The organism is Glycomyces albidus (genome assembly GCF_009451885.1).
GTDB lineage: Bacteria > Actinomycetota > Actinomycetes > Mycobacteriales > Micromonosporaceae > Glycomyces > Glycomyces albidus.
In genome coordinates this window covers 1-25,604 of record NZ_WIAO01000054.1, presented here as the reverse complement: position 1 = coordinate 25,604, position 25,604 = coordinate 1, and the positions used below count along the sequence as shown (strand labels likewise).

24 protein-coding genes and 1 pseudogene are annotated in these 25,604 nt (G+C 71.2%); 15 read left to right on the top strand and 10 right to left on the bottom strand.

Annotated elements, in window-relative coordinates:
• The first annotated feature begins 3 nt into the window (after positions 1-3).
• Positions 4-90, top strand: coding sequence for an IS3 family transposase (locus GFD30_RS24735; protein ID WP_322633022.1), 87 nt, complete (start codon positions 4-6; stop codon positions 88-90).
• Between the two features lie 82 nt (positions 91-172).
• Here GFD30_RS24735 and sucB read toward each other — a convergent pair whose 3' ends face one another.
• Together sucB and lpdA are read right to left on the bottom strand one after the other, a co-directional pair.
• The gene (gene sucB, locus GFD30_RS24730) at positions 173-1,957 is read right to left on the bottom strand and encodes a 2-oxoglutarate dehydrogenase, E2 component, dihydrolipoamide succinyltransferase (RefSeq protein WP_153027820.1); all 1,785 of its coding nucleotides are present in this window, start codon (positions 1,955-1,957) and stop codon (positions 173-175) included.
• 27 nt (positions 1,958-1,984) lie between these two features.
• Complete coding sequence (gene lpdA / locus GFD30_RS24725; protein ID WP_153027819.1) at positions 1,985-3,373, bottom strand: dihydrolipoyl dehydrogenase; 1,389 nt, start codon at positions 3,371-3,373, stop codon at positions 1,985-1,987.
• Between the two features lie 247 nt (positions 3,374-3,620).
• On the opposite strand from lpdA, the gene GFD30_RS24720 reads away from it, so the two are divergent.
• The gene (locus GFD30_RS24720; protein WP_227997036.1) at positions 3,621-3,953 is read left to right on the top strand and encodes an oxidoreductase; all 333 of its coding nucleotides are present in this window, start codon (positions 3,621-3,623) and stop codon (positions 3,951-3,953) included.
• 94 nt (positions 3,954-4,047) lie between these two features.
• Here GFD30_RS24720 and GFD30_RS24715 read toward each other — a convergent pair whose 3' ends face one another.
• Complete coding sequence (locus GFD30_RS24715; RefSeq protein WP_322633585.1) at positions 4,048-5,505, bottom strand: leucyl aminopeptidase; 1,458 nt, start codon at positions 5,503-5,505, stop codon at positions 4,048-4,050.
• A gap of 75 nt (positions 5,506-5,580) precedes the next feature.
• Between GFD30_RS24715 and gcvT the strand changes: the two genes are divergently transcribed.
• From gcvT to GFD30_RS24685, 6 genes are all read left to right on the top strand, one after another.
• Positions 5,581-6,669 (top strand): glycine cleavage system aminomethyltransferase GcvT, encoded by a 1,089-nt coding sequence (gene gcvT / locus GFD30_RS24710; protein WP_153027817.1) that lies wholly within the window; start codon positions 5,581-5,583, stop codon positions 6,667-6,669.
• 111 nt (positions 6,670-6,780) lie between these two features.
• A complete protein-coding gene (locus GFD30_RS24705) occupies positions 6,781-8,097 on the top strand; it encodes a Gfo/Idh/MocA family oxidoreductase (RefSeq protein WP_153027816.1) in 1,317 nt (438 codons plus the stop codon).
• Positions 8,098-8,162: 65 nt separating this feature from the next.
• Positions 8,163-9,596 carry a glucuronate isomerase gene (uxaC, locus tag GFD30_RS24700; protein ID WP_153027815.1) on the top strand — a complete coding sequence of 478 codons (1,434 nt, stop codon included), beginning with the start codon at positions 8,163-8,165 and terminating at the stop codon, positions 9,594-9,596.
• Positions 9,597-10,895 carry an enolase C-terminal domain-like protein gene (locus GFD30_RS24695; protein ID WP_322633584.1) on the top strand — a complete coding sequence of 433 codons (1,299 nt, stop codon included), beginning with the start codon at positions 9,597-9,599 and terminating at the stop codon, positions 10,893-10,895.
• Positions 10,880-12,271, top strand: a complete 1,392-nt coding sequence (locus GFD30_RS24690; protein WP_322633583.1) for a mannitol dehydrogenase family protein — start codon at positions 10,880-10,882, stop codon at positions 12,269-12,271. Before GFD30_RS24695 ends, GFD30_RS24690 begins: the two co-directional genes overlap by 16 nt.
• Positions 12,268-13,386 (top strand): Gfo/Idh/MocA family protein, encoded by a 1,119-nt coding sequence (locus tag GFD30_RS24685; protein ID WP_194202106.1) that lies wholly within the window; start codon positions 12,268-12,270, stop codon positions 13,384-13,386. The genes GFD30_RS24690 and GFD30_RS24685 overlap by 4 nt, the downstream gene beginning before the upstream one ends.
• 64 nt (positions 13,387-13,450) lie before the next feature.
• Here the strand turns inward: GFD30_RS24685 and GFD30_RS24680 are convergent, their stop codons facing one another.
• A complete protein-coding gene (locus GFD30_RS24680) occupies positions 13,451-14,410 on the bottom strand; it encodes a pectate lyase family protein (protein WP_227997034.1) in 960 nt (319 codons plus the stop codon).
• Between the two features lie 246 nt (positions 14,411-14,656).
• On the opposite strand from GFD30_RS24680, the gene GFD30_RS24675 reads away from it, so the two are divergent.
• Positions 14,657-15,625 (top strand): acetylxylan esterase, encoded by a 969-nt coding sequence (locus GFD30_RS24675; RefSeq protein ID WP_153027812.1) that lies wholly within the window; start codon positions 14,657-14,659, stop codon positions 15,623-15,625.
• 61 nt (positions 15,626-15,686) lie between these two features.
• Here the strand turns inward: GFD30_RS24675 and hisN are convergent, their stop codons facing one another.
• Genes hisN through aroA form a run of 3 tightly spaced genes read right to left on the bottom strand, consistent with a single transcriptional unit; the run spans position 15,687 to position 18,842 of the window.
• Entirely contained in the window at positions 15,687-16,481 is a 795-nt protein-coding gene (gene hisN, locus GFD30_RS24670; RefSeq protein WP_153027811.1) for a histidinol-phosphatase, read from the bottom strand.
• A gap of 30 nt (positions 16,482-16,511) precedes the next feature.
• Positions 16,512-17,537: a ribosome small subunit-dependent GTPase A gene (gene rsgA, locus GFD30_RS24665; protein WP_153027810.1), complete on the bottom strand. Its 1,026-nt coding sequence runs from the start codon at positions 17,535-17,537 to the stop codon at positions 16,512-16,514.
• A gap of 3 nt (positions 17,538-17,540) precedes the next feature.
• A complete protein-coding gene (gene aroA / locus GFD30_RS24660) occupies positions 17,541-18,842 on the bottom strand; it encodes a 3-phosphoshikimate 1-carboxyvinyltransferase (protein ID WP_322633582.1) in 1,302 nt (433 codons plus the stop codon).
• A 133-nt stretch (positions 18,843-18,975) separates the two neighbouring features.
• Between aroA and GFD30_RS24655 the strand changes: the two genes are divergently transcribed.
• The 4 genes from GFD30_RS24655 (at position 18,976) to rsrA (ending at position 21,678) form a co-directional block, all read left to right on the top strand.
• Positions 18,976-19,707, top strand: coding sequence for an SOS response-associated peptidase (locus tag GFD30_RS24655; protein ID WP_153027809.1), 732 nt, complete (start codon positions 18,976-18,978; stop codon positions 19,705-19,707).
• 148 nt (positions 19,708-19,855) lie between these two features.
• Positions 19,856-20,206, top strand: a complete 351-nt coding sequence (locus tag GFD30_RS24650; RefSeq protein WP_153027808.1) for a WhiB family transcriptional regulator — start codon at positions 19,856-19,858, stop codon at positions 20,204-20,206.
• Positions 20,207-20,608: 402 nt separating this feature from the next.
• Positions 20,609-21,385, top strand: a complete 777-nt coding sequence (locus tag GFD30_RS24645) for a sigma-70 family RNA polymerase sigma factor (protein WP_153027807.1) — start codon at positions 20,609-20,611, stop codon at positions 21,383-21,385.
• Positions 21,382-21,678: a mycothiol system anti-sigma-R factor gene (gene rsrA, locus GFD30_RS24640; protein WP_322633581.1), complete on the top strand. Its 297-nt coding sequence runs from the start codon at positions 21,382-21,384 to the stop codon at positions 21,676-21,678. Before GFD30_RS24645 ends, rsrA begins: the two co-directional genes overlap by 4 nt.
• 21 nt (positions 21,679-21,699) lie before the next feature.
• On the opposite strand, the gene GFD30_RS27665 is transcribed toward rsrA, so the two are convergent.
• Both GFD30_RS27665 and GFD30_RS28340 read right to left on the bottom strand, forming a co-directional pair.
• Positions 21,700-22,290, bottom strand: a complete 591-nt coding sequence (locus GFD30_RS27665; RefSeq protein ID WP_153027806.1) for a TetR/AcrR family transcriptional regulator — start codon at positions 22,288-22,290, stop codon at positions 21,700-21,702.
• A 79-nt stretch (positions 22,291-22,369) separates the two neighbouring features.
• A complete protein-coding gene (locus tag GFD30_RS28340; RefSeq protein ID WP_374209694.1) occupies positions 22,370-22,444 on the bottom strand; it encodes a 50S ribosomal protein bL37 in 75 nt (24 codons plus the stop codon).
• Positions 22,445-22,747: 303 nt separating this feature from the next.
• Here GFD30_RS28340 and GFD30_RS24630 point away from each other — a divergent pair, with 303 nt between their 5' ends.
• Both GFD30_RS24630 and GFD30_RS24625 read left to right on the top strand, forming a co-directional pair.
• Positions 22,748-23,779: an SIS domain-containing protein gene (locus GFD30_RS24630; RefSeq protein WP_153027821.1), complete on the top strand. Its 1,032-nt coding sequence runs from the start codon at positions 22,748-22,750 to the stop codon at positions 23,777-23,779.
• A gap of 81 nt (positions 23,780-23,860) precedes the next feature.
• Positions 23,861-25,090, top strand: coding sequence for a hypothetical protein (locus GFD30_RS24625; protein WP_153027805.1), 1,230 nt, complete (start codon positions 23,861-23,863; stop codon positions 25,088-25,090).
• 80 nt (positions 25,091-25,170) lie between these two features.
• On the opposite strand, the pseudogene GFD30_RS26465 reads toward GFD30_RS24625, so the two are convergent.
• A pseudogene (locus GFD30_RS26465) lies at positions 25,171-25,604 on the bottom strand (D-glucuronyl C5-epimerase family protein); the annotation flags it as partial.

The following is a 25,604-nucleotide window of genomic DNA, read 5'->3' as shown; positions in this document are numbered from 1 at the left end:
TACATCCGCTGGTACAACACCGAACGCATCCACACACGGCTTGAGGGCCTGACCCCGGCTGCATACCGGGCCCAGACCCTCATGGCCTAGCCTTCAAACACCAGTCCAACAATCGGGGACCAGTTCAATTGCTCCCGCCGCGCCCCTTCCGGTCGCTCAGACCGCCGGACCCCTAGAGGCCCAGCTGGTGTTCGAAGTTGCCTTCCTCGATGCGCTTGGTGACCGCTTCGAGGTAGCGGGCCGCGTCGGCGCCGTCGATCAGGCGGTGGTCGTAGCTCAGCGTCAGGTGCATGACCGAGCGCACCGCGATGATCTCGCCCAGCTCGGGGTCGTTGATCACGCGGGGGCGCTTGACGATCGCGGCGGTGCCGAGGATCGCCGACTGTCCGAGCGGGACGATCGGCGTGTCGAACAGCGCGCCGACCGAGCCGGTGTTGGTGATGGTGAAGGTCGCGCCGAACAGGTCGTCGGGCGCCAGGCCGCCGTCGCGGGCCTTCTTGGCGATCTCGGCGATCCGCTTGGCCAGGCCCGGGATGTTGAGGTCGCCGGCGTCCTTGACGACCGGGACGATGAGGCCCTTCGGCGTGTCCACCGCGAAGCCGACGTGCTCGGCGTCCGGGTAGGTGATCGTCTTCTCCTCCAGGTTCATGGAGGCGTTGATGATCGGGTACTGCTTGAGCGCCTCGATCGCGGCGATCGAGAAGAACGGCAGGAAGGAGAGCTTCACGCCGTGGCGGGCGAGGAACTCGTCCTTCTTCGCCGCGCGGAGCTTCGCCACCTTGGTGACGTCCACTTCGCGCACCGTCGTGAGCTGGGCCGTGGTCTGCATCGAGGAGAGCAGGGCCTTGGCCGCGGACTGGCGCAGGCGCGACATCTTCTCGGTGCGGCCGCGCAGCGGGCTGACCTCGACCTTGGACGGGGCGGCCTTCGCCGGGGCGGCGGCCGCGGGCGCGGGGGCCTCGACCTTCTTGGCGTCGATGACGGCCTGGACGTCCTCCTTGCGGATGCGTCCGCCCACACCGGAGCCGGAAACCTGCGAGAGGTCCACGCCGTTGTCGGCGGCGAGCTTGCGCACCAGCGGGGTCACGTACGAACCGGACGGCTTCGACGCGGCCGGGGCCGCGGGGGCCGCGGGCGCGGACGGAGCCGCGGGAGCGGCCGGGGCGGGAGCCGGCGCCGGGGGAGCCTCGGCGACCTCGGGCGCAGCCGGGGCCGGAGCGGTCGGCGTGCCCTCGGCCTGGGCGGGAGCGGGCTCCGGCTCGGGCTCGGACTTCACCGACGGCGTCGGCTCGGCGGACGGCGCCGAAGCGGCCGGGGCGCCGTCGCCGGAGCCGATGATCGCGAGCACGGAGCCGACCTCGGTCGTCTCGTCCTCGGCGACCCGGATCTCCAGCAGCGTGCCGGCGGCGGGCGACGGGATCTCCGTGTCCACCTTGTCGGTCGAGATCTCCAGCAGCGGCTCGTCGACCTCGACGGTGTCGCCGACGGCCTTGAGCCACGTGGTCACGGTGCCCTCGGTGACCGACTCGCCCAGTTCGGGGAGCCGCACCTCGGTGCCGGACGCGGCGCCGCCCGCGGGGCCCTCGGCGGGCGCCGGGGCCGGCGCGGCGGGAGCCTCGGCGGCCGGGGCCGGAGCGGCGATCTCAGGCTCGGGCTCGGGCAGCGTCTCCTGGGCGGGGGCCGGCGCCGGAGCGGCCGGAGCACCCCCGGCGGCCTCGGACGGGTCCCCGATGATCGCCAGCTCGCCGCCGACCTCCACGTCCGTGTCCTCGGGCACCACGATCTTCAGCAGCACGCCCGCGACCGGCGAAGGAACCTCGGTGTCGACCTTGTCGGTCGAGACCTCCAGGAGCGGCTCGTCGACCTCGACGGTGTCGCCTTCCTTCTTGAGCCACTGGGTGACAGTCCCCTCGGTGACCGACTCACCGAGAGCGGGCATCGTTACCGATGTCGGCATCGTTCGTTCAACTCCTGCGGTTGTGGATTAGTCGTGGGCGTGCAGCGGCTTGCCGGCCAGCAGCATCGCCGCTTCGCCGATCGCCTCGTTCTGGGTGGGGTGCATGTGGATCAGCTGGGCGACGTCGTTGGCGTACGCCTCCCAGTTGTAGATCAGCTCCGCCTCGCCGATCTGCTCGGAGATGCGCGCGCCGACCATGTGGACGCCGACGATCGGGCCGTCCTCGACCGCCACGAGCTTGATGAAGCCCTGCGTCTTGAGGATGTTCGACTTGCCGTTGCCCGCGAGGTTGTAGTTGACCGACTTGATCTTGTCCGCGCCGTACTTCTCCTTCGCCTTGTCCTCGTTGAGGCCCATGGAGGCCACCTCGGGCTCGGTGAAGGTCACGCGCGGGATGCCGGTCTCGTCGATCGGGGCCGGGTTCAGGCCCGCGATGTGCTCGGCGACGAAGATGCCCTGGAGGAAGCCGCGGTGCGCGAGCTGGATGCCGGGGACGATGTCGCCGACCGCGTACACGCCGGGGACGCTGGTCTGCAGGTGCTCGTTCACCAGGACGAAGCCCCGGTCCATGTTCACGCCCTGCTCCTCGTAGCCGAGGTTCGCGGTGACCGGGCCGCGGCCGACGGCCACGAGCACGAGTTCGCCCTCGACGACGGTGCCGCCCTGGATCGTCACCTGGACGCCCGAGTCGGTCCTCTCGACCTTCTCGAAGAACTTGCCGGTGTGGAACTTGATGCCGCGCTTGCGGAACGCCCGCTCGAGCTGCTTGGAGGAGTCGGCGTCCTCGGCCGCGATGAGGCGGGGGAGGCCCTCGATGATCTCGACATCGACGCCCAGCGACTTCCAGGCGGAGGCGAACTCGACGCCGATGACGCCGCCGCCGATGACGATCGCCTTGCTCGGCAGCGAGGTCAGCTCGAGGGCGTGCTCGGAGGTGATGATCCGCTCGCCGTCGACCTCGAGGCCCGGGAGGGTCTTGGAGTACGAGCCGGTGGCGAGGACGACGTTCTTGCCGGTCACGGTCTGGCCGTTGTCGACCTGGACCGAGTTCGGGCCGACGAGCTTGCCGGTGCCCTGGATGAAGTCGACCTTGTGGGCCTTGACCAGGCCCTGGAGGCCCTTGTACAGCTTGGCGACGACGCCGTCCTTGTACTCCTTGACCGCCGGCATGTCGACGCCCTTGAACTCGGCCAGGATGCCGAACTGCTCCGATTCGCGGGCGGTGTCGGCGACCTCGCCGGCGTGCAGCAGGGCCTTGGTGGGGATGCAGCCGCGGTGCAGGCAGGTGCCGCCGACCTTGTCCTTCTCGATGAGGGCCACCTTCAGGCCCAGCTCGGCCGCCCGGAAGGCCGCGGCATATCCGCCGCTGCCGCCGCCCAGGATGACGACGTCGTATCCTGCGTTCGGGTCGCTCATTGCTCTCCCCACATAACAGTCCAATTTACGGCTCCGCGAGCGTCGCCGAGGGTGCTTAGGTTCGCTGCCCATCCTTCCACCGGGCGCGTCTCGTGGTCGCCCAGACCCGGTGCTTGGAGTGTGCAACACCATTCAACCGCTTGCTGGGAGCTTCCGAAAGTCAAGTTCGTGTGCGGCTGGACACAGGTGTCAGAGCGCGTGTGTACGCTTGAAAGTCGACATCCGGCGGGTGCGGGAAGGGGCGGCTGTGGGCTGGTTCGGACGGAAGAGGAAACAAGGAGACGGGACGCTCGACCGCGCCTCCGACAACGGCGACCAGCGGCACCTGGTCGAGTTCATCAACACGCGTACGGGTGTCGAGGCGTACGTGGAGCCCAAGACCACCGTCACCGAGACCACGGTCATGCTCATCGCGCACGACGGCGAGTGGACCCGCCGCCGCGTCGACGGCCCTTCGGGCGCTTTCGCCCTGGGCCGCAAGCACAACATCCCCGTGTACGAGGTCGCGAAGGTCGGCTACCCCCAGCGCAAGCGCGACTACGACGCGCGAAAGAAGCTCGAACGCCAGCGCCCCCAGTAGCGAGACGCGGCCGGCCCTTTGCGGACCGGCCGCGGTCAACATTGCGAGAACTTCTCCGCACATTCCCGCCACATGGCGGTGAAGCGGCGGTGGACTACCCCGCGTGCTCCTCCAGCAGCGCCACCAGGGTGCGCACCGGGACGGCCGTCGCGCCCTTCGCGGTGTAGCCGTAGGCCGAGTCGGCGTCGGCCGGGCCGGCGATGTCGAGGTGGGCCCACGGGATCTCCTCGGGCACGAACTTCGACAGGAAGATCCCGCCCTGAATCATGTGCCCGTCGCGCTTCATGCCGGCCGCCACCTGCGACACGTCCGCGATCGAGGACTCCATGAGCTTGGCGATGTCGTCGGGGAAGGGCATCGGCCAGCCGGGCTCGCCGGCGGCCTCGCCGAGGCGGCGGACCCGCTCGGTCTCGGAGTCGGTGCCCATGAGGCCCATGGTGCGGCGGCCGAGCGCGACGAGCTGGCCGCCGGTGAGCGTCGCCACGTCGTAGACCGCGTCCGGCTCGTCCTCGACGGCGCGCGAGAGGGCGTCGGCGAGGACCAGACGGCCTTCGGCGTCGGTGTTGAGGACCTCGACGGTCATGCCGTTGCGGATGGTGAGCACGTCGGAGGGCCGGTAGGACGAGCCCGAGACGAGGTTCTCGGCGAGCGCGACCGTGCAGGTGACGTTGACGTCCAGGCCGAGCTTCGCGGCGGCGATGGTCGCGCCGACGACGGCCGCGGCGCCGGCCATGTCGAACTTCATCTCCCACATGCCGGCGGCGGGCTTGATGGAGTAGCCGCCGGAGTCGAAGGTGATGCCCTTGCCGACGAGCGCGATGTGCTTGCGCGCCCCCTCGGGCCGGTAGGTGAGCCGGACCAGGCGCGGTTCGGCGGCCGAGCCGCCGCCGACGGCGAGGACGCCGCCGTAGCCGCCGGCGGAGAGCGCCTCGGCGTCGAGGATCTCGACCTCCAGGCCCGCCGCGAGGGCGGCCTGCTCGATCTCGATCGCGAACGTCGGCGGACGCAGCAGGTTCGCGGGCGCGGCGACCCAGTCCTTGACGAGGGCGACGCTCTCGCCGAGGACGCGGGCCTTGGCGACGGCGTCATCGGAGGCACCGTAGACGCTGATCGACTCGGGCGCGGCGTCCCCGTTCCCGTCGGTCTTGAAGCCTTCGAACTTGTACGCGCCGAGGATCGCGCCGGTCGCGGTGGCCTCCGGGTCGCCTTCGAACGCGATCGCGACCGAGCGCTTGCCGAACGCGGCGCGGACGGCGGTGCCGGCGGCGCGGCGCAGGGTCTCGTCGTCGAGGTCGCCGGCGTCGCCGAGGCCCACGGCGTAGACGAGGGTCGCGGGGAGGTCGGCGGGGGCGGGCAGGCGGGTGAGGGAGGAGGCCGCGCCGGTGTTGCCGAGGGCGGCCAGCTGCTCGGCGAGCCGGCCGCCGAACCGGGCGTCGACGCCCGCGAGGCTCTCGGGGAGCACGGGGGCGTCCTCGCCGGAGAAGACGCCGACGACGAGGACCTCGGCGTCCGCTCGGGCGGCGTCGCCGGAGGCGCTCAGCAGTTCAGTCACGTTGCTTCCTTAGCTGTGTCGAGGACCAAATGCTCCGATCCTAGTCACTGGGACGCACGCGATAGGCTCTGTCCCATGTCCGAGCTGCTCACCTCACCGCTGCACTCCCGCCACATCGCCCTCGGCGCCAAGTTCGCCGAATTCGCCGGCTGGGACATGCCGCTGCAGTACCCGAGCGGGGTGCTCGCCGAGCACCAGGCGGTGCGCACCGGCGTCGGCGTCTTCGACGTCTCGCACCTGGGCAAGGTCTGGGTCACCGGTCCCGGGGCGGCCGCGTTCGTGAACCGGTGCCTCGCGAACGACCTCGACCGGATCGGCGCCGGCGGCGCCCAGTACACGCTGTGCCTCGACGAGTCCGGCGGCGTGGTCGACGACCTCATCGCGTACCGGCTGAGCGACGACCAGATCTTCCTGATCCCGAACGCCGCCAACGCTGCCGAGGTCGCCCGCCGCCTGGCCGCGGCTGCGCCGGAGGGGATCGACGTCGTCGATGTGCACCGCAAGTTCGCGGTGCTCGCCGTCCAGGGCCCGGAGGCCCCGGGGATCCTCCAGTACCTCGGCCTGCCGCACGACCACGAGTACATGAGCTTCCGCGAGCACCTCGTCGACCACGCCGACGTCATCGTCTGCCGCTCGGGCTACACCGGCGAGACCGGATTCGAGCTGGTGGTCCCGAACGAGGCGGCGCTCGACCTGTTCGACGGCATCCTGGTCGCCGGCGCGTCGCCGTGCGGCCTCGGCGCCCGCGACACCCTGCGCCTGGAGATGGGCTACCCGCTCCACGGCCAGGATCTCAGCATGGACATCACGCCGGTGCAGGCGCGCCTGAACTGGGCGATCGGCTGGGACAAGCCCGAGTACTGGGGCAAGGCCGCCCTCGACGCCGAGAGGGCCGAGGGCCCGAAGCGCCGGCTGTGGGGCCTGGAGGCCACCGGCAAGGGCGTGCCGCGCGCCCACATGACCGTGCTTGACCCTGCTCGTGACGACACGCCCGTCGGCGAGACGACCTCCGGCACGCACGCGCCGACCCTGAAGCGGGGCGTCGCGCTCGCGCTCCTGGACGCCGCGTACAAGCCCGGCGCCGAGCTCGAACTCGACGTGCGCGGCCGGCGCCTGCCGGTGCGGGTCGTCAAGCCGCCCTTCGCGAAGGCCACGCCGAAGTAGGTGCGACGGGCGAGCCCCGGCGAGGCCCGGGAGTCGGAAATCCGCACCGGTATTGCCTGGCGTGAGGTTCTCAGATAGCGTTTACCAGAACCTCGCAGACGAAGGAGTCACATGTCAGGCACGCCGCATCGCTATGCCATCGTCGGGACCGGATCGCGCGCCACGATGTACGTCGACGCGATCATCGAGCGGGGTGACAGAGCGGCGCTCGTCGCGCTGGCCGACCCCAACCCGAAGCGGATCGCCCACCACGCCGCCGCCGTCGAGGCCGCCGGTCTCCCCGCCCCGGCCGCGTACGACGCCGCCGACTTCGGGCGCCTCCTGGCCGAGACCGACCCCGACACGGTCATCGTCACCTCGGTCGACGCCACCCACCACGAGTACATCCTCGCCGCGCTGGCCGCGGACAAGGACGTCATCTCGGAGAAGCCGCTGACGACCACCGCCGAGCACGCCGCGCAGATCCTCGAGGCCGAGGCCAGGTCCGCCGGGACGGTCACCGTCACCTTCAACTACCGGTACAACCCCCTCCACGAGAAGGTCGCCGAACTGCTCCGCGAAGGCGCGGTCGGCGAGATCACCTCCGTGGGCTTCGACTGGCTCCTGGACACCCGCCACGGCGCGGACTACTTCCGCCGCTGGCACCGCGACGCCGCGAACTCCGGCGGCCTGCTCGTCCACAAGTCCGGCCACCACTTCGACCTCGTCAACTGGTGGCTCGACGCCGCGCCCGTGAGCGCCTTCGCCAAGGGCCGGCTCGCCTTCTACGGCGAGAACGGCAAGGCCAACGGCCACGACCGCGGCTACGAGCGCGTCCACGGCTCCCCCCTCGCCGCCGACGACCCGTTCGCGCTCCACATGGAGGAGAACCCGACCCTCAAGGCCCTGTACCTCGACGCCGAGGACGAAGACGGGTACGTCCGCGACCAGTCGGTGTTCGCGCCCGGCGTGAGCATCTACGACGACATGATGGCCCTCGTGGACTACGACTCCGGCGTCACGCTCTCGTACCGGCTCACCGCCTACTCGCCGTGGGAGGGCTACCGGGTCCACTTCAACGGGACCCGCGGCCGCCTGGAACTGCTCGTGGTCGAGAACGACCACGTCAACCCCGCGCTCAAGGGCCCCAACGGCGCGAGCATCCACGGCACCCACGCCGCAGCCGAAGAGGGCCGGTACGAGCTCACCGTCCACCCCTTCTGGACCAAGCCGACCGAGATCGACCTCGGCGAGTACAACCGCGCCGGCCACGGCGGCGGCGACGCCCGCATGCTCGGCGTCCTCTTCGACGGCGACACCGACCCCCACGACCGCTCGGCGAACGCCCAGGACGGCGTGAACGCGCTCGCCGCCGGCCTGGCGTCCAACGAGTCGATCCGCACCGGGCAATCGGTTGCCGTCGCCGACCTGTTCAAGACGGAGCGCTGAGGGATGGCCCGCACCCGCCGCCCCGCCCGCCCCGCTTCTCTTTCCCCCCAACGGAGTACACGCCGATGAGCCTCCATCCCGACCGATTGTTCCCCGCCGACGAGCGCACGCGCGCCATCGCGCGCGAGCTCCACCGGCACACGGCCGACCTGCCGCTGGTGAGCCCGCACGGGCACGTCGACCCGCGCCTGCTCGCGGACGACCGGCCGTTCCCCGACCCGGCGCGCCTGTTCGTCGTCCCGGACCACTACCTGACCCGGATGCTGTACTCCCAGGGCGTCCGGCCCGACGAGCTCGGCGTCCCCTCCACCGGCGGCGAGCCCTCCGAAGTGGACGGACGCACGATCTGGCGGCGCTTCGCCGAGCACTACCGCCTGTTCCGCGGCACCCCCTCGAAACTGTGGCTCGACCACACCTTCGCCGAGGTCTTCGGGATCTACAAGGACCTGAACGCCGACACCGCCGACGAGTTCTACGACCACCTCTCCGCGCGCCTCGCCGAGCCGGCCTACCGGCCCCGCGCCCTGTTTGACCGGTTCAACATCGAGGTCCTCGCCACCACCGAGTCCCCGGTGGACTCGCTGGAACCGCACGCGGCCCTCGAAGCGATGCCCGCCGCGAACGGGCGCCGGTGGGGCGGCAGGGGCGGCAAGGTCGTCACCACGTTCCGGCCGGACAACCTGGTCGAACCCGGCTGGCCCGGCTGGAAGGACCGAGTCGACGCCCTGGCCGCGCTCACCGGGCACGACACCGCCACGTTCGACGGCTTCCTCACGGCGCTGCGCGCCCGCCGCCAGGACTTCATCGCCGCCGGCGCCACCTGCACCGACCACGGCAACCTCACCGCCGCGACCGAGGACGACCCGAAGGCCGCCGCCGAGATCTACGCCAAGGCCCTCCAAGGCGAGGCGACCGACGCCGAGATCCTGCGCTTCCCCGCGCTCATGCTCGTCGAGTTCGCCCGCATGAGCGTCGACGACGGCCTGGTCATGCAGCTCCACCCCGGAGCGGACCGGAACCACAACCAGTGGCTGTACGAGGGCTGGGGCCGCGACGTCGGCGGCGACATCCCCAACGCGACCGAGTACACCCGCTCGCTCAAGCCGCTGCTCGACGCGTTCGGCAACCACCCGCGCTTCCGGATCGTCCTCTACACCCTCGACGAGACCGTGTTCACCCGCGAGATCGCGCCGCTCGCCGGCGGCTACAGCGCCGTCTTCGCCGGCGCGCCCTGGTGGTTCCTCGACTCGCCCGAAGGGATGCGCCGCTTCAGGGAGGCGATCCACGAGACCGCCGGGTTCTACAACACCGCCGGCTTCGTCGACGACACCCGCGCGTTCTGCTCGATCCCCGCGCGGCACGATGTGGCACGGCGCATCGACGCGTCCTTCCTCGCGCGGCTCGTCGCCGAGCACCGCATGACCGAGGGCGAAGCGGCCGAAGTGGCCGTCGACCTGGCGTACAACCTGCCCCGCAAGATCTACGGATTGGAAAAGTAAGTGTCGACCAAGATCGAACGCCTCGAGGTCCACGACGTGCGGTTCCCGACCGCGACCGCCGGCGACGGCTCGGACTCGATCAACCGCGCCGACTACTCGGCCTGCTACGTGGAGCTGTTCACCGACGGCGGCCCCACCGGCACCGGGTTCACCTTCACCGGCGGGCGCGGCACCGAGATCGTCGCGCAGGCCGTCAAGGCGTACGCGCACCTCGTGGTCGGCAAGACGGTCGAGGAGATCTTCGCGAACCCGGTCGAGTTCTCCCGCTCGATCGTCCAGGAACCGCAGATCCGCTGGCTCGGCCCCGAGAAGGGCGCCACCCACATGGCCGTCGGCGCCGTGATCAACGCCGTGTGGGACCTGCGCGCCAAGCTCGAAGGCAAGCCCATGTGGCGCCTCCTCGCCGAGATGGACTCCGCCGAACTCGCCGCCCAGGTCGACTACCGGCACATCGAGGACGAGCTCACCCGCGCCGAGGCCGAAGCGATCCTCGACGACGGCCGCATCGGCTACGAGGACCGCCTCAAAGTCCTCGAGAACGACGGCTTCCCCGCCTACACCACCTCGGTCGGCTGGCTCGGATACTCCGACGACAAGGTCCGCGCCCTCACCGAGCAGGCCGTCGCCGAAGGCTGGACCGCCGCCAAGATGAAGGTCGGCTCGCCCGACGTCGCCGACGACGTGCGCCGCGCCGGCATCATCCGCGACGTCCTCGGCCCCGACCGCCTCCTCATGATGGACGCCAACCAGATCTGGTCCGTCCCCGAGGCGATCGCGAACATGCGCCAGCTCGCGGCCTTCGACCCGTACTGGATCGAGGAGCCCACCCACCCCGACGACATCCTCGGCCACGCCAGGATCGCCAAGGCCGTCGCCCCCATCCGGGTCGCCACCGGCGAGGTCGCCGCCAACCGCGTCATCTTCAAGCAGCTCCTCCAGGCCGAGGCCATCAAGGTCTGCCAGATCGACGCCTGCCGGGTCGGCGGCATCCCCGAAGTCCTCGCCACCCTCCTCATGGCCGCCAAGCACGGCGTCGACGTCTGCCCGCACTCCGGCGGCGTGGGACTCTGCGAATACGTGCAGCACCTCGGCATGTTCGAATACCTTCGGATCGGGAAGACCTTGGAGGGACGCATGATCGAGTACGTCGACCACCTGCACGAGCACTACACCGACCCGGTCACGGTCGTGGACGGCCGCTACCGGCTCCCCACGCAGCCCGGATACTCCGTCACCCTCAAGGACGAGTCCATCGCCGAGTACTCCTTCCCGAACGGGCCGGCGTGGCGGACCTCTTGAACGGCCTCCTGAACGACGAGGTCCTGAAGCGGCTCCCCGGGGACGTGCGGGTCCCCGGGGACCGCCCCGACCGCTCCGGCATCCTCCACATCGGCGCCGGCGCGTTCCACCGCGCCCACCAGGCCGTCTACACCGACGACACCGACTGGGGCATCACCGTCGCCGCGCCCAGCTCGCGCGGCGTCATCGACGCCCTCGCCGCCCAGGACGGCCTCTACTCCGTCGCCACCCTCGGCGCACCCGGCGCCGCCACGCGCGACGGCGTCTCCATGCGAGTCATCGGCTCGATCGTGGGCACCCTCCACATCGCCAGCGAACGCGACCGGGCGCTCGACCTCGTCGCCGCGCCCTCGACCCACGTCGTCACGCTCACGGTCACCGAGAAGGCCTACCGCGACCCGCAGGGCGTCCCCCGGCTCCTCGCCGACGGGCTCGCCCGCCGCGCCGCCCGCGGCGGGCCGCCGCTCACGATCCTGTGCTGCGACAACCTGCCCGACAACGGGACCACCACGCGCGCCGCCGTCGAGCCGCTCCTCGACCCCGCGACCCGCGCCTGGGCCGACGCGCACGTCACGTTCCCGTCCTCGATGGTCGACCGGATCGTCCCGGCCTCCACCAAGGCGACCTACGAGCGCGCCCTCGGCGAGCTCGGCGTCACCGACCTCGCCGCCGTCGAGGCCGAACCGTTCACGCAGTGGGTCATCGAGGACGACTTCGCCGGGCCCCGGCCCGACTGGAACGCCACGTTCACCACCGACGTCGCCGGCTGGGAGCGCCTGAAGCTGCGCACCCTCAACGGCGTCCACTCCACGCTCGCCTACCTCGGCGCGCTCGCCGACATCGAGACCATCAGCGAGACGCTCGCCCTCCCGGGCGCCGAGGACTTCGCGCGCTGGCTCATCTCCGAGCAGATCGCGCCCAGCCTCGTCCCGCCCGACGGACAGGACACGGTCGCCTACGGCGAAGCGGTCCTCGAGCGGTTCGCGAACCCGGGCATCCGCCACCGGTGCGTCCAGATCGCCATGGACGGCTCCCAGAAGCTCCCGCAGCGGCTCTTCGCGACCATGCTCGACCTCGCCGAGGCCGGGATCGACCTCGACCTCATCGCGCTCCCGCTCGCGGCCTGGACGCGTTTCTGCGCCGGGAAGTCCGACGCGGGGAACGACCTGCCGCTCGACGACCCGCTCAAGGACGTCCTGCGCCAGAGCCTGGCCGCCGCCGGCCCCGCCCCGGCCGCGCGCATCGACGCGATCCTCGGCATCCGCCAGGTCGTCCCCGAACCCCTCGCCGACAACCACCAGCTGCGCCGGGCCGCCGCCAAATGGCTGCGCGAACTCGACCGGCACGGCGTCGCCACCACCCTGGAGCACTTGTGACAACGAGCATCCCGCGCGTCGCCCTCGTGGGCGCCAACGGCTTCGGCCTCCACCACCGCCGGTACAACCTCGAACCGCGCAAGGAGCGCGGCGAGCTCGCGTTCGTCGGCATGTGCGACACCGCCGAGATCATCGAGCTCGACGGCGCGCCCATCGGCGACACCCCCGTCTTCGACGACTACCGGGCGATGCTCGACGCCACCGACCCCGACGTCGTCATCATCGCCACCCCGCCGCCCAGCCACCTGCCGATCGCGAGCGCGGCGATGCGCCACGGCTGCGACGTCTACCTCGAGAAGCCGCCCGTCACCAACCTCGACGAGTACCGGCGGCTCTACGACGTCATGACCGAGACCGGCCGCAACGTGCAGGTCGGCTTCCAGGCCCTCGGGTCCCACGCGTTCAACGCCGTCCGCGACGCCATCGAGGCGGGCCGGTTCGGCGAGATCGAGTCCGTCGGCGTCGCCGGCTCCTGGCAGCGCCCCGACTCGTACTACCGCCGCTCCGCATGGGCCGGCAAGCGCGAGCTCAACGGCACCCTCGTCGCCGACGGCGCCCTCGCCAACCCGTGGGCGCACGCCTCCCAGCAGGCCATCGCCCTCGCCGGCGACTGGCCCCTCCACGGCCCGGTCGAACTCGAGCGCCTGCGCACCCGCGAGTCGATCGAGGTGGACGACACCGCCGTCTGGCGCGCGACCAACAAGAACGGCGTCAGGATCACCGTGGCCGTAACCCTCTGCGGCGAGCAGAAGGTCGAAGGCGACATCTACATCAAAGGCACCGAGGGCGAGGCCTGGTACGGCTTCCGCGAGGACCTCCTGCGCCTGCCGGGCGAGACCGAGGCGAAGCAGTACGGCACCACCAACCTCCTCGACAACCTCTTCGCCCACCGTCAGCGCGGCGTCGGCCTCATCTCCGGTCTGCGCCGGTCGAAGCCGTTCACGGGCGTCCTCGAGCAGGTCCTCACCTCGCCGGTGCCGCGCCTGGTCGACGAGAAGCACCTCGAGCGGGTGGGCGACGACCCGGTGACGATCCTCAAGGGCGTCGACCGGGCCGTGGTCGACGCCGCCACTCAGGGGAAGCTCTTCAGTGAGCTCGGCCTGCCCTGGGCCTGAACGCGGGAGGCGCGGCCCCGGTCCTCGGACCGGGGCCGCGCCGCTCCATCGGGGAGGTGCGCGGTCAGCGAGCGCCGGCCCCGCCGCTCACGATGGACTTGACCTGCGAAGGCGTGTCCAACTGGAAGCCGTAGGGCACGCCCGCGACCGACCCGCGGCTGACGGGGGCGGGGGAGTTGACGACGTGGTTGTTGCGGGAGACGATCCGGCCGGGGCCGGAGTCGCCCTGTCCGATGTCGACGGTCCGGTTGCAGTTCTCGAAGTAGTTGCCCTCGTTGATGACGCCGGCGTCCATGGTGGTCGCGATGCAGTACGAGCGCACGTTCGCGTAGTAGTTGTTGTAGACGTGGACGGGCTCGGCGAAGCGGACCCGCGGGGTGCGCTGCGTCGTGCCGTTGAAGTAGTTGTGGTGGTAGGAGACCCGCAGCTTGCCGCGGTCGACGGTGTGGCTGTCGCTGTGGCCGAGCAGGCAGGTCTTGTCGGTCCCGTTGAACCGGTTCCACGAGACGGTGATGAAGTCGGACTCGCGCTTGATGTCGCACGCACCGTCGGTGCCGGGTTCGAAGGTGTTGTGGTCGATCCAGATGTTCCGCGAGCGCTCTTCGACGTTGATGCCGTCGTCGGCGTACCCGCGGAAGCGCAGGTTCTGGATGATGACGTTGCTGACGGTCCGGAGGGTGAGGCCGCCGCCGGTGAGGGTGGCGCCGGAGTTGCCGACGATGGTCGTGTTCGACCCGACGCGGACCATGCCCGAGATCTGGATGGTGCCGCTGACGCGGACGATCTTCCGGGCGTCGCCGCTGACGGCCGAGGCGAAGGCCGAGGCCGAGGTGACGGTGGTCGTGCCGCCGCCCGATCCGCCGGTGGTGCCGCCGTTCTGGGTGGCCCAGCCGACCGGGCTGCCGGTCTGCGCGAGGGCGCTCCCGGGGCCGGCGAGCGGCGCGGCGGCCGCCCCGAGGGCGACGGCACCCGCGGCGGTGAAGAGCGTGCGGCGAGAGTGCCTGTTGCCGAAGACATGTTCCATGTCCGTGGTCCTCTCTCTGTGAGGGTTGTATTTACGAACATCGATATGTTCGTGTCTGTGACCGTAAACCCCTTCGGACAGCGTTTGCAAGAGTTCGGCCCGAAATAGAAAGAGACGAGGTCTGCGATGACGCACCGGCCTCAGCGGGCGGATGGCAAGCGCTGGTACAGGCGTGACAACCGGTTGCATTTCCGTGCGGCCTCGGGGCGCTGGACTCTTTCGTTGGGTCGTGCTACAAATTCCCCCATGGCTCTTTTCGACCTCCCCCTGGAACAGCTCCGCGAATACCGGCCGGACGTGCCCGAACCGGCCGACTTCGACGAGTTCTGGAAGACGACGCTCACCGAGGCCGGCGGCTTCGGCCTCGACGTCCGGCTCGAGCCCTACGACGCCGGGCTCGTCACCGTGGACGTCCTCGACGTCGCCTTCGCCGGCTGGGGCGGCCACCCGATCAAGGCGTGGCTGGTCAAGCCCAAGGGCGTCGAGGGCCCGCTCCCGTGCGTCGTGGAGTACATCGGCTACTCCGGCGGCCGCTCCTACCCCTGGGCGCACACCACCTACCCCGCCGCCGGCTGGGCGCACTTCGTCATGGACACCCGCGGCCAGGGCTTCGGCAACTGGCAGCCCGGCGACACCGCCGACCCGTACGGCACCACCGGCCCCACCAACAAGGGCTGGATGACCCAGGGCCTCGAATCCCCCGAGCACTACTACTACCGCCGGGTCTTCACCGACGCCTACCGCGCCGTCGACGTCGCCAAGGGCATCGACGGGATCGACCCCGACCGCATCGTCGTCGCCGGCGGCAGCCAGGGCGGCGGCATCACCCAGGCGGTCGGCGGCCTGCGCGACGACCTCGCCGGCGCCATGATCGACGTGCCGTTCCTGACCCACTTCCGGCGCGCCGTCACCATCACCGACGCGTTCCCGTACCAGGAGATCGTCGAGTTCCTCTCCGGCCAGCGCCTGCGCGAGGACCGCGTCTTCGCGACCCTGGACTACTTCGACGGCCTCCACTTCGCCGCCCGCGGCACCGCGCCCGCGCTCTACTCGGTCGGCCTCATGGACGACGTCTGCCCGCCCTCGACCGTGTTCGCGGCGTACAACCGCTGGCAGGGCGAGAAGCGGATCACCGTGTGGCCGTGGAACCGCCACGAGGGCGGCGGCATCCACCAGCGCGGCGAGCACCTGCAGTTCCTTGCGGAGCGCCGCTAGCGGCGCGCCACTGGACGCAACGAGGGGCGTGACCGCATCGGTCCCGCCCCTCCTGCGCGTCCTAGCGGATCTTCAGCCGCTCCAGGACCTCGTCGTGCAGCAGCCCGTTCGTGGCGAGCGCCGACCCGCCGTCGGGGCCGGGGCGCCCGCGCAGGTCGGTGAAGGTCCCGCCGGCCTCCTCGACGATGAGCGCCAGCGGCGCCAGGTCCCACAGGGCCACTTCGGGTTCGGCCGCGATGTCCACGGCCCCTTCGGCGACCAGGCAGTACGAGTAGAAGTCCCCGAAGCCGCGCTCGCGCCACGCCTCGTGGAGCATCCCGAGCATCGCGCCCTGCCGGTCGAGCTTCGACCAGCCGGTGATCGACGAGATGCTCACCGACGCGTCGGCGAGCGAGCCGACCTTGGAGACGTGGATGCGCTTCCCGGCGCGCTGGTCGCGCCCGGCGAAGGCCCCGGCGCCCTTCATGGCCCACCAGCGGCGGCCGAGCGCGGGGGCGCTGACGACGCCGACCACGGGCTCGCCGCGGTCGAACAGGGCGATGAGCGTGGCCCAGATCGGCACGCCGCGGACGTAGTTGCGGGTGGCGTCGATCGGGTCGATGACCCACTTGCGGCCGGAGGCGCCGGGGTTGTCCCCGTACTCCTCGCCGAAGATCCCGTCGCGGGGCCGGGCGCGCGAGAGCGTGGACCGCAGCACCTCTTCGATGGTGGTGTCGGCGTCGGAGACCTCGGTCATGTCCGGTTTCGACGAGACCCGGAGGTCCGAGGACCGGAACCGGCTCGTTCCGATCTGGGCCGCCGAGTCCGCGAGCAGATGCGCGAGGCCGAGATCGTCGTTGTAGCTGGAAGAGGGCATGGGCTCATACTACTGAGTCGTGGCGTCGCCTCAGTTCTTCGTGTCCGCTTCGTGCAGTGAGGCGAGGACGCGGCGGAAGGACGCGAGGCGGCCGGCGCGGGGGTCGTCGGGGCCGATGGCGGCGTCGAGCGCGCAGTCCCCGATCTCGGGGGTGTGCGTGCACCCGCGCGGGCACTCCTGCGCCACCTCGGCGAGTTCGGGGAACGCCTTGAGGATCGAGTCGGCGGTGACGTGCGCGAGCCCGAAGGACCGGACGCCGGGCGTGTCGATGACCCAGCCGCCGCCGGGAAGCTCGAACGAGACGGTGCTGGTGGAGGTGTGCGAGCCCTTGCCGATGGACCGGACCTCGCTGACGGCGCGGCCGGCGCCGGGCACGAGCCGGTTCACGAGCGTGGACTTGCCGACTCCGGAGTGGCCGAAGAACACGTTCTCCTTGTCGCGCAGGAGCGCGATGAGCCCGTCGAGCGGCGCGTCGGGCTCGGTGGCGACGATGGTGAGGTCGAGCTGCGAGTAGTAGGCGCGGACCTCGTCGGCCGTCTCGGGGGCGAGGTCGTTCTTGGTGAGGCACAGGATCGGCGCGACGCCGGCGTCGTAGGCGGCGACGAGGCACCGGTCCACGAACCCGTACCGCAGCGGCGGGTCCACAGTGGAGGCGACGACGACGAGCTGGTCGACGTTGGCGACGACCACGCGCTCGGTGGCGTTCTCGTCGTCGGCCGAGCGCCGCAGCTCCCCGTGCCGGTCCGCGATCCGCACGATGCGCGCGAGGGTGCCGGGGTTCCCGGAGCGGTCGCCGACGAGGCCGGCGCGGTCGCCGACCACGATGGACTGCTTGCCGAGCTCGCGGGCCTTCATGGCGGTCACCGTCCTGTCGCCGATGCGGCAGGTGTAGCGGCCGCGGTCGACGGCGGTCACGAAGCCTTCGACGGCGTTCGCGTGCTTGGGCCGGATCTTGGTGCGGGGCTTGGAGCGCCGCGCGGGGCGCACCCGCACGTCGTCCTCGTCCCACTCCTCCTCGTCGTCGTCGGCGTCGTCGACCCAGTCCGGCTTCGGCAACGGCTACCCCTTCCCGTGCACGGCCTGCTCCCAGGCCTCCGCGAAGTCGGGCCAGGTCTTGGAGACGCAGGCGACGTCGTCGAGGACGAGGCCGCGGACGGCGAGGCCGGCGACCGCGCCGGCGTGCGCCATGCGGTGGTCGGCGTAGGTGCTCCAGGTGCCGGGCGTGCGGCCGCCGGCGTTGACGCGGAAGCCGTCCTCGAACTCGTCGACGTCGGCGCCGATCTTGCGCAGCTCGGTGACCAGGGCCGAGACGCGGTCGGTCTCGTGGCCGCGGATGTGGGCGACACCGCGGATCGCGAACGGGCCTTCGCTGACGCCGAACAGGGCCGCGAGGCACGGGGTCAGCTCCGAGGCGTCGGCGAGGTCGAGTTCGCACGGGATCGGCGCGGCCGACCCGATGACGGTGAGGCCGCCGCGGGTCCATTCGACCCGGGCGCCGAGCCGCACGAGGACGTCGCGGATCGCGTCGCCGGCCTGCGTGGTCTCGGTCGGCCAGCCTTCGACGGTGACCCGCCCGCCCGCCGCGACGGCGGCGCACAGGAACGGCGCGGCGTTCTGGAGGTCGGGTTCGATGGTCCATTCGCGGCCCTGGAGCTCGCCGGGGGCGACGCGCCAGCGGTTCGGCTCCGAGTCGTCGACCTCGGCCCCGGCCTGGCGGAGCATCTGGACGACCATGTCGAGGTAGGGGCGGCTGGGGACGGGCCGGTCGCCGACGTGGCGCAGATCGAGGCCGTTCTCGAACCGGGGCGCGGCCATGAGCAGGGCGCTCACGAGCTGCGAGGTCTTTGAGGCGTCCACCTCGAGGGCGCCGCCCTTGACGCGGCCGGTCGCGTTCACGGTGAACGGCAGTGCGAGCCGGCCGCCGTCCTCGATGTCGACGCCGAGGCCGCGGAGGGCCTTGATGACGCCGTCGTTGGGGCGCTTGCGCGCGTGCGGGTCGCCGTCGAAGGCCACGGGGCCGTCGGCGAGGGCCGCGACTGGAGGCAGGAACCGCATCACGGTCCCGGCCAGGCCGCAGTCCACTGAGGACCCGCCTCGGAACTCGCCGGGCGTCACCGTCCACGCGTCGTCGTCGCCGGTGTCGACCGCGACGCCGATCGACCGCAGTCCGGCGACCATGAGGTGCGTGTCGCGGGCGATGAGCGGGCGGCGGATCGTGCTCGGTCCGGAGGCGAGCGCGGCGAGGACGAGGGCGCGGGCGGTCATCGACTTCGAGCCGGGCACGCGGACGACCGCGTCGATGCTGGCCTCCGCGTACGGGGCCTCCCAGCGGCGCTTCTCAGGGGCGGCGGTTGCGTTCACGCCGCCAGTCTAGTGGTCCGGTGGGCGGGAACCGGGTGGTCGCCGGGCCGGGGTGGCGCGAGGCCCCGGCGTTCGAACCGGGCGCCCGAACCGGAGGAGCCGGACTGTCGGTGGCCGGGGTTACGGTGTGGGCATGTGCGGAAGGTACGCCAACAGCAAGTCGAGCCCCAGCATGGCCGCGCTCTTCGACGCCGCGGACCTCATCGCGGGCGCCTGGGATCCGCGGTACAACATCGCGCCCACCGACCAGGCGCCCGTGGTGCGCCGCTCGAAGTCCAAGGGCGAGCGCGTCGTGGAACTGGCCCGCTGGGGCCTGGTCCCGCCGTGGGCCCAGGACCCGGGTGTCGGCGCCCGGATGTTCAACGCGCGCATCGAGACCGTCGCGACCTCGCGCGCCTACAAGCGCCCGTTCGCGTCGCGGCGCGCGCTCGTCCCGGCCGACGGCTGGTACGAGTGGCGCAAGCTCCCCGGCGGGGGGAAGCAGCCGTACTTCTTCACCCGCCCCGGCGGCGTGGTCTTCGCCGGGCTGTGGGACACCTGGCGCGTGAACGGCAAGGCGGGGGATCAGGGCGGGGACCTCACGCTGGTCACGTTCACCGTGCTCACCTGCCCGGCCGTCGGCGAGGCCATGGAGACGATCCACGACCGCATGCCGTACGTGCTGCCGCCCGAGCGCTACGCCGCCTGGCTGGGGGAGGAGGACGCGGCGGAGGACGAACTGCTCGCGGGCCCGCGCCCGTCGCTGCTCGACGAGCTGGAGATCCGCAAGGTCGGCCGCGGTGTGGGCCGGACGACCAACGACGGTCCGGAGCTCGTCCGCCCGGTGGACGGCGAGCCCAGCCCCTCGACCCTTCCAGGATTGTGAATCCAATCACAGTAGTGCGTTGGTATCTGTACCACAACTCGTCGGTCTTTCGTGTACAAGCCGTCGCCGGCTGAAGGGAACGCTTCCGGGCATCGAGGCAACGATGCGGGGAAGGGCTGCGGCGGCAGTGTGAAATAGGGAGGCAGCAATGCGGCGAATCCGCCCCGAAGAAGTAGCCCGCGCCCGGAAAGACCCCCGGCTGCTCGACGCCGCCGAATACCGCAGCGGAACCCCTGGCGCGTACCGGATGAGCGCCGACGACTGGCTGCGCCGAGGCAACTGCGCCGAGGCCGAGCCGGACGTCATGTACCCCGAGCCCCGCGAGCCCATCGACGAGGCCCTGGCCATGTGCGCGTCCTGCCCGGTGCGCACGCCCTGCCTGGTGCGCGCCCTCGAGGCCCGCGACCGCCACGGCGTCTGGGGGGCCACCGCGCCCCGCGAGCGCCGCGCGATGATCGAGGTCTGGAAGGACATCAACCCCTTGGCCGTGGGCGCCTAGCGCTCACCGAACCGGATGGCCGCGACCGCCCGCCCAGGGCGACCGTCGCGGCCTTTCGCTTTGCGCGGCGGAGGTCGGAAACCTCCCCGGACCGGCGGCGGTGTCAAGTCCGCCGGCCCGGGGCAGGTACTGGGAGAACACGCGCCGATGTCCCCGGCGCGATGCGGACCCTTCCGGGCCCCTCCACGATAACGACTCCTCGCACCGAAAGTTATCGATTCAATCCACAAAGTAGTCATTTCGAGGGTTTTCAGGGATTTGCCGGGATTCCCGGCGCCTGCCGTCCCTGGAGGCAAGGTGTGGCGGAGCCGACGCGCCCGGTTTCGCCGCGGGCGGAATGAACCGGTGAACCGCGCTGTTGAGCCGTACGAGTCTCCGACCTCGCTGTAAGGAGCGCATCGCATGACCACCACCGTCCGCGGACGCGAAGACGAGCGCCTCGCCGCCCTGTTGAGCGGACCCGAATGGTCCCCCGACTACAGGGCCGAGCCCGTCGGCGGCGTCACCGCCACGGGTATTTCCGCCGTCCCCGCCGACACCCCTGCCGTAGGCTTTTCGGAGGCCGACGAGAGGGAGACGGTGACCGAGGCAGGAAGCGAGACGGCCCAGGAGCGCCGCACGCGGTTCGAACGCGACGCGATGCCCCTGATCGACCAGCTCTACGGCGCCGCCCTGCGCATGACGCGCAACCCGGCCGACGCCGAGGACCTGGTCCAGGAGACGTTCCTGAAGGCGTACTCGAAGTTCCACCAGTTCCGCGAGGGCACCAACCTCAAGGCGTGGCTGTACCGGATCCTCACGAACACGTACATCAACTCGTACCGCAAGAAGAAGCGCCAGCCGCTGACCTCGCCGACCGACGAGATCACGGACTGGCAGCTCGCGGACGCCGAGTCCCACTCGGCCTCGGGGCTGCGCTCGGCCGAGACCGAGGCCCTCGACCACCTGCCCGACTCCGACGTCAAGGACGCGCTCCAGCGCCTGGGCGAGGACTTCCGCCTGACGGTCTACCTCGCCGACGTCGAAGGCTTCTCCTACAAGGAGATCGCCGACATCATGGGCACGCCCATCGGCACCGTCATGTCCCGTCTGCACCGAGGCCGGCGGCAGCTCCGCCAGCTGCTGAGCTCTTACGCCGCCGACCGCGGCCTCTCGCCCGCACAGGAGGGCCAGTCGTGACCAGCGAACCGGACAAGCCCAGGCTCGACTGTCGCGAGGTACTCGAAGAGGTCTACCTCTACCTCGACCAGGAGTGCTCCGACGTGCGCCGCGACGTCATCAAGGACCACCTCGAGGAGTGCTCGCCCTGCCTCTCCGAGTACGGCATCGAGCAGGAGGTGCGCACCATCGTGCACCGCTGCTGCAGCAAGGAGAAGGCGCCCGACGACGTCAAGGAGCGCCTGCGCCAGAAGCTCCACGCGATCGAGCAGGTGAGCGAGTTGTTCAGCGAGGTCGCCGAGCGCGACCGCTGATCGCGCCCGGGCGTCCCCGCCTCAGGAGGCGGCGTTCCTCTCGATCATGCCGATCGAGATCTGGAGCGACGCCTCGCGGATCTCGTCCTCGGAGTCGTAGTCGTCGACCCGCGGGAAGGTGATCCAGTTGCTGTAGAGGGTCGTGATCGCGTCCCACGCCCGCAGGCGGTCGATGAGCGGCGCGTCCGACTCCACGAGCAGCGCGTGCAGGCGCCGCTGCCGCAGCCGGAAGACCGACATGCGGTCCAGGCGCGTGAGCGCGGCCTGGTTGTTCTGCATGAACCTCAGCACCGGCACGTGCGCGCGGATGACCTCCGCATAGCGGCGCAGCAGTTCGGTGCGGGTCTCGAGCCCCCACGGCTGGGTCTCGCCCCAGTCGCAGATGCGGTCCAGGTCGTTCGCGTAGGACTCGAAGAAGCTCGCCGCGATGTCTTCCTTGGTCTTGAAGTGGTAGTACAGCGCGGCCTTGGTGACGCCGAGGTGCTCGGCGATCTCCCTGAGAGAGGTGTGTTCGTAGCCGTGCTCGCTGAAGAGCGCGATCGCGGTCTGCTGGATCCGCTCGCGGGTGCTCGGCTGGTTCTGCTCGCGCGCGTCGCGCGGCGCTTCGGTCATCTGGGCAAGTCTCGTTCTTGTCCTAGGGCCAGTGCCATCGCGGGGCAGTAGCGGCCACGGCCGCCTGCCCCGCCAAGCGCTAGCTGTTCGGCCGCTTCCCGTGGTTGGCGGCCTTCTTCTTACGCGACTTGCGCTTGCGAGCTGCTTTCGCCATGGCTTCCTCCTTGGTGGTCGGGAATTCAGTGGGTCAACCTTACCGGTACCTGCGCGACCGTCCGGAGGGCGTTGACGACGGGGTGAAATCGAAGGAGGGTTGGGGGATCGCCGAGCGGGTACCGTCCGGTCTGCGGGAAGCCGCCGCGGCGGTGGACGGCGCCCGACCGCGTCGACTAGGCTTCATTATGAAGGTTTATTTAATATTTCTGTGCGGTATCCGTCTGACAAGGAGCGTCCCGTGAACCAGCCCCAGGCCGGCGTCCCCGAGACCACCGGCGCCGACGAGCGCCCCGGCACCGGCATGGCCGCCGACATCGCCGAGCAGCCCGACGTCTACGCCGGCGTGCTCGACCACGGCGCCCCCGAGATCGCCCGGATCGCCGCGATCATCGCCGAGCGCCGCCCCCGCTCCATCGTGTTCACCGCCCGCGGCACCTCCGACCACGCCGCCCTCTACGCCGCCTACCTCACCGAGATCCGCCTCGGCCTGCCCGCGAGCCTCGCCAGCCCCTCCGTCGTCACCGTCTACGACGCCCGCCCCGACTGGTCCGACAGCCTCGTCATCGCCGTCTCCCAGTCCGGCGGATCCCCCGACCTCGCCCAGGTCGTCGCCGCCGCCCGCGCCGGCGGCGCCCTCACCCTCGCCGTCACCAACAACCCGGACTCCCGCCTCGCCGCCGAGGCCGAACTCCACCTCGACGTCCGCGCCGGCCACGAACGCGCCGTCGCCGCCACCAAGACCTACACCGCCGAACTCCTCACCCTCCTGCTCCTCGTCGAAGGCATCCGCACCGGCACCGGCCGACTCGAGACCGCCGAGGCCGCCGCCCTCGACAAGCTCCCCGAACTCGCCCAGAGCGTCCTCGACGACCCCGCCGTCGCCGACCTCGCCGGCCGGTACCGCTTCGCGTCCCGCTTCGTCACCACCGGCCGCGGCTACGCCTACCCCACCGCCCGCGAGACCGCCCTCAAGCTCATGGAGACCTCCTACCTCCCCGCGCTCGCCTTCTCCGGCGCCGACCTCCTCCACGGGCCCCTCGCCATGGCCGACCCCGGCGTCCCCGTCCTCGCCGTCGTCGGCTCCGGCCCCGGCGGCCACGCCATGTGGAACGTGCTCACCCGGCTCGAGAAGCAGCGCGCCGACGTCGTCATCGTCGGCGCCGCCGACGTCCCCGGCCAGACCACCCGCCTCGCCACTCCCGCGGTCGACGAGCGCATCGCGGCACTGCTCGACATCCTTCCGCTGCAACGGCTCGCACTCCACCTCGCAAATGAACGGGGCGAGAACCCCGACGCCCCAAGAGGTCTCAAAAAGGTCACCGAGACGGTGTGAGCCCAGCTCTGCGGCCCCGCATCCGCTGGAGTTCACGTTCAGTTAACCGGAACGTTCACCCGTCTCCGTACACTCAGCGTCATGCAGGCCCCACCTGCCGCGAAGACCGGCATCACTGAGATCGTCTGGCGTGACAGGCGGTACCGGGCCCGTGCGGTCGCCGCCGGCGCCGCCTTCGAGATCTTTTCGGACACCGCCGAGCCCGGCTTCCACGCCGGCGGCACCGCCTACCACCGATTCGTCCACGCCTCCGAGGTGACCAGCCCCGGCGGGGAGATGCTCCTCGCCGGCGTCGCCCCGCTCGCGATCCCGGTCATGCCCGGGATCACGGCGTCCACAGTGCACCAGTACAGCCAGAACCCGCGCATCGGCCCCGCCGAGCGCGCCCTCGTCGCCGCGAGCAGGGCCACCGCGTTCATCGCCCCCGGCACCCGCATGGTCAAGCCGCTCAGCCGGCACCAGGTCTCGCGCCAGCTCACGTCCGCGCCCCTGGTCAGCGGCGTGTGCTTCCGCGAATTCGACGTGGCCCACCTGCGGTTCCCCGGCGAGCGCGTCGTCCTCTCCGGCGACCCCGACGACGTCCGCGACCTCGCCTTCGCCCTGCGCTGGCGGGCGATCGGCCCCGACGACTACGTTCCCACCGAGCTCGCGAACTTCCCCGGACTCGTCGGCATCCCCGGCCGCGAGCGCCGCGGCTCGATGATCCTCGGCACCGGGTTCCTCCCCAGCGGCACCCACCTCATCCCCGAGTTCGCGACCGCCGGCCTCGCCGACCTGCCGCTGACGGCCCGCGCCGAGATCCTCGCGTACACGCCCGACGGCGCCGAGATCACGCTGTTCCAGTACCAGCCGCAGACGAACGTGTGGAACCGCGTCGCCGGAGCCCGCCACCGCGACCTCGTCAACCGCATCCCCGGCCTCGAGACCGGCCGGACCCTCTTCCGCGTCAACCCGTCCGTGCACGCCGGGATCACCGGCGAGCACGAAGGCGAGCGCGTCCCGATCACCGCCGACCCCGGCCACGGCTTCCACGCCTACGCCCGCGGCGCCGCGAGCCGCAGTCCGGTCACCGCCCCGCGCCGGTTCCACACCCGCGCGCGCTGGCGCGACATCGAGGTCCTGGCACTGGGCCGCAACGAGGACTGGGTCCGCCTGCGCCTGAGCCAACCCGACATCGAGGCCGTCATGGCCTCGGACGCGACCTGCGTCGAACGCGGCGTCTACGAATGCTGGGCCCCGCTCGCCGAACTCGAGGATCCCCGCACGGTCGCCCACGAGTACCCGGTGCCGCCGGCGCCGCCCACGCTCTAGAGGGGCCGGAACCGCAGGAGCCTCCGGCCGGCCGCGACGCAGCGAATGGCGGCACCGAGCTCCGTGCCGGACGCGCCGGTTCAGTGCCCGTCGGTGCGCACATCCCCGCTCCACACCCAGCGGCCGGCGAGTTGCCCGGCGGAGATCCGGTACATGGGGCGGCCGTTGACGATCGCGCGCCGGTCGAAGGGAGCGTCGACGGGGCTCCGGAATCGCACGGCGCGGTGCCCGGTGAAGCGCCCGTTCTCACCGAGCCGATGACAGGTGACCCTCGTGTTGGCCGGGAAGGTGAGCGTCCGCGCGGGCAGGCAGACGGTCGGAAGGTACTCGCCGACCAGGAAGGCCTTCGGGTAGTGCTCGCGGACCCACCAGCCCGTGTAGGCGCCAGCGTTGATGCGGTAGTAGATGCCGCGGTCCTTGATCCGCCGGCGGCGGTTGGCGGGCGCCTGCGTGTCGCGGGTGAACGTGACGGTCTTGCGCTCGAGTTCCGCGTCGCCCTTCGACGCCACGTAGT